The 7500-nt window shown below is 43.6% G+C and carries 5 protein-coding genes, 1 tRNA gene and 2 rRNA genes (2 of these 8 running past the window's edge); 5 read left to right on the top strand and 3 right to left on the bottom strand.

The window, feature by feature from the left end:
- Both NMG88_RS18550 and NMG88_RS18545 read left to right on the top strand, forming a co-directional pair.
- Positions 1–257, top strand: the 3' portion of a protein-coding gene (locus NMG88_RS18550) for a hypothetical protein (protein WP_227398026.1). Its footprint begins 133 nt before the window's first position; 257 of the gene's 390 nt are visible here — the last part of the coding sequence; its start codon lies off the left edge, out of view; its stop codon occupies positions 255–257.
- Between the two features lie 246 nt (positions 258–503).
- Positions 504–1436 carry a phosphoribulokinase gene (locus NMG88_RS18545; protein WP_026785736.1) on the top strand — a complete coding sequence of 311 codons (933 nt, stop codon included), beginning with the start codon at positions 504–506 and terminating at the stop codon, positions 1434–1436.
- A 158-nt stretch (positions 1437–1594) separates the two neighbouring features.
- On the opposite strand, the gene NMG88_RS18540 is transcribed toward NMG88_RS18545, so the two are convergent.
- Positions 1595–2047 carry a pentapeptide repeat-containing protein gene (locus tag NMG88_RS18540; RefSeq protein ID WP_227351519.1) on the bottom strand — a complete coding sequence of 151 codons (453 nt, stop codon included), beginning with the start codon at positions 2045–2047 and terminating at the stop codon, positions 1595–1597.
- Between the two features lie 210 nt (positions 2048–2257).
- On the opposite strand from NMG88_RS18540, the gene NMG88_RS18535 reads away from it, so the two are divergent.
- Complete coding sequence (locus NMG88_RS18535; protein ID WP_042155939.1) at positions 2258–2617, top strand: phage holin family protein; 360 nt, start codon at positions 2258–2260, stop codon at positions 2615–2617.
- Positions 2618–2954: 337 nt separating this feature from the next.
- Here the strand turns inward: NMG88_RS18535 and NMG88_RS18530 are convergent.
- A tRNA-His gene (locus tag NMG88_RS18530) sits at positions 2955–3027 on the bottom strand.
- A 97-nt stretch (positions 3028–3124) separates the two neighbouring features.
- Entirely contained in the window at positions 3125–3724 is a 600-nt protein-coding gene (locus NMG88_RS18525; protein ID WP_042155937.1) for a hypothetical protein, read from the bottom strand.
- A gap of 557 nt (positions 3725–4281) precedes the next feature.
- Between NMG88_RS18525 and NMG88_RS18520 the strand changes: the two genes are divergently transcribed.
- Both NMG88_RS18520 and NMG88_RS18515 read left to right on the top strand, forming a co-directional pair.
- Positions 4282–5774, top strand: a 16S ribosomal RNA gene (locus NMG88_RS18520).
- A gap of 327 nt (positions 5775–6101) precedes the next feature.
- Positions 6102–7500: ribosomal RNA gene (locus tag NMG88_RS18515) — 23S ribosomal RNA — on the top strand (it continues 1488 nt past the right edge of the window).
- Together the 16S and 23S rRNA genes form the textbook arrangement of a ribosomal RNA operon.

The raw sequence follows: 7500 nt of genomic DNA, 5'->3' as shown, positions 1-7500 counted from the left end.
TTTATCAAAAAGTTGGTTATGGCTATTTTTGGGCTATTGCTATTGGTTTTATCGGTTCAATCACGGGATTACTACTGGCGGATATTTACCAAAAACAAGCCTATTATCAGTTATCTGATGCTCATCGACAAGTACAACTGTTTAATCACTTTAATACAGCAGTTATTAATATACGATTGCAGAGTTATCACTTAATATCTTCCGCAGAACAGCCTAAAAATTGGAATCAGGATAAAAAAACATCAATCAGAACCTAACTGAAATTGAACAGCTTGTGGTTAATATGGACGATTTTATCGATCAAAATCCAAGCTGGTTAGTGGCAAATTCTACTGAATTAAAATCATTTTTTAAAATATGATTTTATCAGATAGCATACATCATGCTAATATTAGTCCAATTTCTATTTATTCCCCAAAAAGGGGAGGCAGTTTAAAAACTGTGAGTCGAGTTTCTGTCGCGAGTTAAAACATCGCGATTTCCCTTTTAGCTTGAGGTTTAAGATGACACATCGACCGATTATTTTAGGAATTGTTGGAGACAGTGCCGCCGGAAAAACAACCTTAACAAGAGGAATTGCTCAAGTCTTAGGTGAAGAAAATGTAACGGTAATTTGTACCGACGATTATCATCGTTATGATCGTAAACAACGTGCCGAAATGGATATCACTGCCTTAAATCCAGATTGTAATTATCTGGATATTATGCAACAACATCTAACTTTATTAAGAACGGGACAACCCATTTTAAAACCGATTTATAATCATCATCATGGAACTTTTGATGCACCGGAATATATTAAACCCAATCGGTTTGTAATTGTCGAAGGTTTACTGGGTTATTCTACTCGTGGAGTTCGGGATAATTATGATGTTAAAGTGTATTTAGCTCCTCCTGAATCCCTACGCAGTAAATGGAAAATTAAACGAGATACAATGAAACGGGGTTACAGCGAAGAAGATGTAGTTCTTGCCTTAAAACAAAGGGAACCTGACTCAGAAGCATTTATTCGTCCTCAAAGAAAATCAGCCGATGTGGTTGTTACCTTTTATCATCCAGATGGTGATGAAAATGGAACTAATTTGAACGTTCGTTTAGTTTTGCGTCCGACCATTCCCCACCCAGATTTCAGTGAAATTTTACAGCAACAAAATGGTCATCATATTGAAGCGGTACGTCTAGGATTAGATCGAGATATGGGTAAACCAGTAGATGTCCTAGAAATTGATAGCCACGCCACCTTAGAGCAGGTGAACGCATTAGAAATGATTCTTTGTAATGAATTACCGAGTTTAAAAAATTTTTGTAGTTCTGGAGGGAATCAAAATTTGGGAATTTTAACAGGTACAACCGGAGAAATACTACAAAGCTATCCTCTAGCTTTAACTCAACTGTTAATTGCCTATCACATGATTAAAGCAACTAAATTAATTTAGTTAAACTATGATTTTGGGTTGAATCATATTTCCTAAATCGGGGAGTTTATTGTTGATTTAATCAAAAAATAATGGTTTTATATCTAGTGTTCAAGAAAGGGGAAATAACCCAATGATCCTTGATCAAAAAAGGATTATTTCCCTAAATATTATCAAGTTTATCTACAGCCCAAAGAATCACGAGTTGCAACTCCCGTGACTGAATTAACTCCACTGGCAATTTCACACAATTGTCTAATCTGTTCTCGGTCTAATATGGCATCACTAAAATCAGCACCGATAATTTTAACATTACGAAATGTTGACCCTAAAAATAAGGCTTCAACTAACACCGCATCACTTAAATCAGCTTCGGTAAAATCAGCTTGATCTAACATTGCATAAGTTAAATTTGCTTGTTTTAAGCTGGCTTTAGTTAGAATCCCCTTACTAAAAATAGCGCCTTCTAAATCTGAATGATCAAATTTTGCTAACTCCATATTGGAATTAGCAAATTCCGCCGCCGGTAAGGACTGATTAGAAAAATCCCGTCCCTGTAGCAAACTATGATTAAAAAATAGATGGGCTGGATTTTTTGCCGCCCAGGAGGCTACAGGAAAAACCAATAGCATTGTAGCCACTATTAAAACGATGAATTTCCCAAGTCTGATCATCTGTTTACTGCTCCACTTTACAATCAAATCCTTTATAATTATGTTAGCCTCTACAGTGCCCAATTTTGATATAATCATGTAAAATAAATTGTCTATAAGGATGTTGTTTTAGAATAACAAGTTCCTAAAAACAACCTAGACCTTAACTTTCATTTTCAGGAAAAATCCATGCTCAATTTTTTTGTCACTTGGGTAATCTCGGCAATTTCACTCGGAGTAACAGCTCATATTGTTCCTGGTTTTACCATTAGCAGTTGGCAATCTGCCGCCATTGGAGTGGTTGTTATGGCTTTAGTAAATGCCATTATTAAACCCATTATTACCATTTTTACCCTGCCTTTAACGATTCTAACGTTAGGTTTATTTTTATTAGTCGTCAATGCCATTTCTATTTCCTTAGTGGCGTATTTTACTCCCGGATTTTCAATTTCTAGCTTCTGGGCAGCATTATTTGGTTCAATTGTTCTTTCTTTGGTTTCCAGTTTCTTTAATCAGATTTTGGACAAATCTAACGATTTATTAGATTAAACCAGATTATAAAAAAACAACTTTGCTGGAAGGGGAGATGCTGTCGCCATAAATTTCAACTTCATCTAAATCAAAAACTGTTTTTTCTTGAAGTTGCAATAGAATATAGTGGGCAATATCAGAATTTAATTTCTTGACCTAAATTAGCCCCAACAAATAATTCATGAAGGTTTAGGAACTCGTAAACAATTAACAATCTATAACACTTTTGTAATCAGTTGTTTTTTGGCTGCCATCCACACAGCACATCCCTATGGCTTAGAACACCGGACTTCTTGCTCCAACTTAGTTAAAAAAACTCATCCCGACCCAGCCTGAACAGACTATATGCTCTAAGGGCGAACGATGGGACTTGAACCCACGAGTGGAGGAATCACAATCCTCTGCCTTAACCACTTGGCTACGCTCGCCGTACAATTTCTTAATTTAGCACAAGATCAAAAAAATGACTAGGGGCTTGAGCAAAAAAAATAAAATTTGCCGATCCTAAGCTAACAAAAAGCGAGGTCAAGAGGTTTCCTGGGCAGAAAAAACCTCCAATAACGCATAACGAGTGATCACAAAGCAAGTTCTAGCTTGTTCAATCTCGGATAACTCAGACCAACTGGTTTCTTTCAGGATAGTCGAATTCGATCTTACCCCATCCCCATCCAGTTCTGCTCCTCGCATTGCATAAGCAAAAGGACGGGCTAAAACCTGCAAATCCTCCTCTGACCATTGGGGCAATAACTCCTGAACACACTGCACTAATTGATCAGCTAAGGACAAACTTCGCGAAGAAACCTCTTCATTCATTCGGGTAGCTGCCTGTGCTAAACGATTCAACAACTCATCAGGTATTTGTTCCGCAAAATTCTGTAATAAAGACGTTTTCAATCGGGTTGCTGGCCAAAATTGATTAATTTGGTTCATAAACCGTTGAGATCTTTCCACTAATTCTGCCTCTGTAAATGCGGCCATTAGGGAATCCTCAGCATTTTGATCTAAAAAACAGGCTTCAGCCTTCACTGTATAGGGATTCCAGGAAGATGGTAGATCATTCAGAAACAGATCATTGAGTAAATCCCATTCGGCTTGAATTTCTGAGTTGTCAGCATCATTAATCATAATAGGGGCCTTGATTGATGAAAATATCCGTTAGTTTAGCCTCAATTTCGCCACTGAGAACATAGAGCATCATCCGTTCAACCTAATATATAAGTCCAACACTGACCATCTACTAATCAAAGCCATTGTCTCAAACGGCTTCTCCCTCAGTAATTAACGCAAAATCGATATCTGTTTCCCCTAGCTACAGTGACACCAGCAAAAATTCCGTAAGCCATCAACCCCAAAAAAAGTGCGATTAGGACTCTATCTTTGACTAATACCCAGAGACAAAAAGCTGAACCCTTTATACAGATAGGATTTGGCGGGCATAAAAAAATATTTTCTCAAAATGGTTGACATCTTCGAGAAAGACTGATAGATTTATAAAAGTGTCGAAAAACAAAGACACACCGAACCTGGACAACTAAAGAGTTTGAAAGCCAAGTTAAAACATTTTATTCTCGTCGAAACAGAATTTAGAGCTTAACCAGGGAGTTTAACACAAACTTTCTGAAAAAGCAAAAAATTCTAAAACTTTGAGAAACAAGTTTTAGAGCCAAAACAACAGATTCTTCAAAACGGAGAGTTTGATCCTGGCTCAGGATGAACGCTGGCGGTCTGCTTAACACATGCAAGTCGAACGGAATCCTTAGGGATTTAGTGGCGGACGGGTGAGTAACACGTAAGAACCTGCCTCTAGGACGGGGACAACAGTTGGAAACGACTGCTAAACCCGGATGAGCCGAAAGGTAAAAGATTAATCGCCTAGAGAGGGGCTTGCGTCTGATTAGCTAGTTGGTGAGGTAAGAGCCCACCAAGGCGACGATCAGTAGCTGGTCTGAGAGGATGATCAGCCACACTGGGACTGAGACACGGCCCAGACTCCTACGGGAGGCAGCAGTGGGGAATTTTCCGCAATGGGCGAAAGCCTGACGGAGCAAGACCGCGTGGGGGAGGAAGGTTCTTGGATTGTCAACCCCTTTTCTCAGGGAAGAACACAATGACGGTACCTGAGGAAAAAGCATCGGCTAACTCCGTGCCAGCAGCCGCGGTAATACGGGGGATGCAAGCGTTATCCGGAATGATTGGGCGTAAAGAGTCCGTAGGTAGTCATCCAAGTCTGCTGTTAAAGAGCGAGGCTTAACCTCGTAAAGGCAGTGGAAACTGGAAGACTAGAGTGTAGTAGGGGCAGAGGGAATTCCTGGTGTAGCGGTGAAATGCGTAGAGATCAGGAAGAACACCGGTGGCGAAGGCGCTCTGCTGGGCTATAACTGACACTGAGGGACGAAAGCTAGGGGAGCGAATGGGATTAGATACCCCAGTAGTCCTAGCGGTAAACGATGGAAACTAGGTGTGGCCTGTATCGACCCGGGCCGTGCCGAAGCAAACGCGTTAAGTTTCCCGCCTGGGGAGTACGCACGCAAGTGTGAAACTCAAAGGAATTGACGGGGGCCCGCACAAGCGGTGGAGTATGTGGTTTAATTCGATGCAACGCGAAGAACCTTACCAGGACTTGACATCTCTGGAATCTCCTTGAAAGGGGAGAGTGCCGTAAGGAACCAGAAGACAGGTGCTGCATGGCTGTCGTCAGCTCGTGTCGTGAGATGTTGGGTTAAGTCCCGCAACGAGCGCAACCCTCGTCGTTAGTTGCCATCATTAAGTTGGGAACTCTAGCGAGACTGCCGGTGACAAACCGGAGGAAGGTGAGGATGACGTCAAGTCAGCATGGCCCTTACGTCCTGGGCGACACACGTACTACAATGCGAGGGACACAGAGCAGCCAACCCGCGAGGGAGAGCGAATCTCACAAACCCTGGCACAGTTCAGATTGCAGGCTGCAACTCGCCTGCATGAAGGAGGAATCGCTAGTAATCGCAGGTCAGCATACTGCGGTGAATCCGTTCCCGGGCCTTGTACACACCGCCCGTCACACCATGGAAGTGAGCCACGCCCGAAGTCATTACTCTAACCCTTTCGGGGGAGGAGGGTGCCGAAGGCGGGGTTGATGACTGGGGTGAAGTCGTAACAAGGTAGCCGTACCGGAAGGTGTGGCTGGATCACCTCCTTTTAGGGAGACCTACTTTTGATGAGAGTGCCAAATCCAACAAAAATAGCACCATCAAAAGTCATCCCAGGTCGTTACGAGAAAAATGAAAAACACAACAACAGCTTTCAAACTCGGAAGTCCGGTTCAAAACCTAGGACAATTCAGCACCTAGCTTCAATCAAAAAGAAGCCAGAATGCTGGACTAACAAGTCCAGACAGAACCTTGAAAATTGCAGAGAAACAAAAACTGGCAGTAGTTCGTAGTTAGAACTTTGAGCCATGGGAAGGGAAACCAACCCAAAAGCCAAAGAGATAACCACAAACAAAACAACAGAAACAAAGTTAAGTGGTCAAGATAGAAAGGGCTGACGGTGGAAACCTTGGCACACAGAGGCGAAGAAGGACGTGGCGACCGACGATAAACTCCGGGGAGCTGGAAGCGAGCGACGAGCCGGGGGTGTCCGAATGGGGGAACCCAAAAACAGCCCACTGAATCAAATAGGTGGGCATGAGCGAACCGGGCGAACTGAAACATCTTAGTAGCCCGAGGAAAAGAAAGCAAAAGCGATTTCCCGAGTAGTGGTGAGCGAAAGGGAAACAGCCTAAACCAGTCGGTTTACCGATTGGGGTAGTGGGACAGCGACACTGGACTTAGAGAGTTAGACAAAGCAGATGAAACCTGCACCAGAGAGGGTGAAAGTCCCGTAGTCGAAAACTCAAAAAGCCTAGCTGAATCCCGAGTAGCACGGAGCCCGTGAAAGTCCGTGTGAATCCGCCTCGACCACGAGGTAAGGCTAAATACTCCTGTGTGACCGATAGAGAAACAGTACCGTGAGGGAAAGGTGAAAAGAACCCCGGAAGGGGAGTGAAATAGAACCTGAAACCGTCAGCTTACAAGCAGTGGGAGTCCGATTAAACGGATGACCGCGTGCCTGTTGAAGCATGAGCCGGCGAGTTAAAGGCAATGGCAGGTTAAGACAGAAAATGTCGAAGCCCAAGCGAAAGCGAGTCTGAAGAGGGCGAAGTCGTCATTGTTTTTAGACCCGAACCCGGGTGATCTAACCATGTCCAGGATGAAGCTTGGGTAAAACCAATTGAAGGTCCGAACCGACCGATGTTGAAAAATCGGCGGATGAGGTGTGGTTAGGGGTGAAATGCCAATCGAACCCGGAGCTAGCTGGTTCTCCCCGAAATGTGTTGAGGCACAGCGGTTGTGGAAAAATCTGGGGGGTAAAGCACTGTTTCGGTGCGGGCTGCGAGAGCGGTACCAAATCGAGACAAACTCTGAATACCCAGAGGAAGAACAACCAGTCAGACGGTGGGGGATAAGCTCCATCGTCAAGAGGGAAACAGCCCAGACCACCAGCTAAGGTCCCCAAATCACCACTAAGTGAGAAAGGAGGTGGGAATGCCGAGACAACCAGGAGGTTTGCCTAGAAGCAGCCAACCTTAAAAGAGTGCGTAATAGCTCACTGGTCAAGCGTTGCTGCGCCGAAAATGAACGGGGCTAAGTGGTGTACCGAAGCTGTGGAATATGATTTATTGTATTGGTAGGGGAGCGTTCTGGCGTAGGGAGAAGCACTAGCGGAAGCAGGTGTGGACGAACCAGAAGTGAGAATGTCGGCTTGAGTAGCGAAAATGTAGGTGAGAATCCTACACCCCGAAACCCTAAGGGTTCCTCCGCACGGCTCGTCCGCGGAGGGTGAGTCAGGGCCTAAGGCGAGGCTGAAGAGCGTAGTCGATGGAC

It is taken from the genome of Planktothrix agardhii (genome assembly GCF_904830935.1).
Taxonomy (GTDB): Bacteria; Cyanobacteriota; Cyanobacteriia; order Cyanobacteriales; family Microcoleaceae; genus Planktothrix; species Planktothrix agardhii.
The sequence above is the reverse complement of the archived record's forward strand: the minus strand, read 5'-3'. Positions and strand labels throughout refer to the sequence as shown.